Below are 1,274 nucleotides of genomic sequence, written 5' to 3'. Positions count from 1 at the left end.
AATATACGAAATTTTCGTATTATGAGTAGCCTTTTTTATAATGCACTACGGGTGAAATTAATAAAAATCTATGTGCCTATTTGGTTGAAATCATTTCAAACTTTGTATCGCCAATTTATAACCTTTCATCCCGAATCCGGAAATCACAGCATCAGTACTTTCCGCAGTCACAGATTTCTTCCGGAATTCTTCACGCTTATAGATATTACTGATGTGAACTTCTATTTTCGGTTTGTTGATATTCTTCAAACAATCCGAAATCGCATAAGAATAATGAGTGAAAGCACCTGGATTAATTACTACGGCTTCGAAATCATCTTCTTGCAAACGGTTAATCAACTCACCTTCAATATTGGATTGATAATAAGAAATTTCATCAGAACCGAATTCATTTTTCAAATACGAAAGATAATCTTCCATAGTAACTGAACCATAGATTTCCGGTTCACGTGTTCCAAGTAGGTTTAGGTTGGGGCCGTTGACAATAAGAATCTTCATAACGTTTAATAATTAATGTAAAAGTAAAAAATCCTCAGAAATTTCTGGGGATTTTTTGAGATATAGTGTGTGATTTGATGTAATTATTTACCTAAAAGATTATTAAGACTCTTTTTAGCCTTGTCGATTTCTTCATTGGCTGATTTTTTAGTTTCCTCAGTAGATTTTTTAAAATCTTCTTTTGTTTTTTTTACAAAAGTTTGCAGATTGTCGTTACACAAAATGTATGCGTGAAATGCATTTGATAAAAAATAATCGCTAACCAATGAGTTTGTTTCCAGATTTGTATAAAGTTTTGGAATTTCTACAGGTGCGTACTGAATCATTTCTTAGATGTCTGCTCCTTTTTTGTCTGCGTTAAGAAACATTCCTTGGGTTTTCATTTCACTATTTTCCAATGAAAGATTGGTTGCATCTAAAACTTTAACTAGATTTTTCTTTTGATTAATATCCGATAGAATAGTATTAAGACTAAGCGCTATAAAAAAACTGTAATTGTTGAGATCAAAGAAATACAAAACTCGAAGCTTCTTGTTTTTTTTGTTCGTTAGTCCATAGAAAAATTTAGAATTAATAAGGAATAAGGTTACTAGAACCAAGGTAATTGAAATAATACATATGTATTTTTTTTTTAAGATATTAAACTAGATAATTTCTCGAAATAAAAATAGATAATCCAACAGATTTCATAGATGGATTGGGCGTTGATTTTTAAACAAAAAAAATACCTTCAGAAATTTCTGAAGGTATTTTAAGTAGCCCGTAGGGGAATCGAA

The 1,274-nt window shown here is 30.5% G+C and carries 2 protein-coding genes; both read right to left on the bottom strand.

Annotation, left to right across the window (positions count from 1 at the left end; translation table 11 throughout):
- Window positions 1–90: 90 nt before the first annotated feature.
- Window positions 91–498, bottom strand: coding sequence for a type II 3-dehydroquinate dehydratase (gene aroQ, locus RTY06_RS15735; protein ID WP_312825917.1), 408 nt, complete (start codon window positions 496–498; stop codon window positions 91–93).
- An 83-nt stretch (window positions 499–581) separates the two neighbouring features.
- Complete coding sequence (locus RTY06_RS15730; protein WP_312825916.1) at window positions 582–824, bottom strand: hypothetical protein; 243 nt, start codon at window positions 822–824, stop codon at window positions 582–584.
- Window positions 825–1,274 lie beyond the last annotated feature (450 nt).

The sequence above is a fragment of the Epilithonimonas sp. genome (genome assembly GCF_032055105.1).
GTDB lineage: Bacteria > Bacteroidota > Bacteroidia > Flavobacteriales > Weeksellaceae > Epilithonimonas.
Note: the sequence above shows the minus strand (reverse complement) of the source record. Positions and strands in the feature narration are given on the sequence as shown.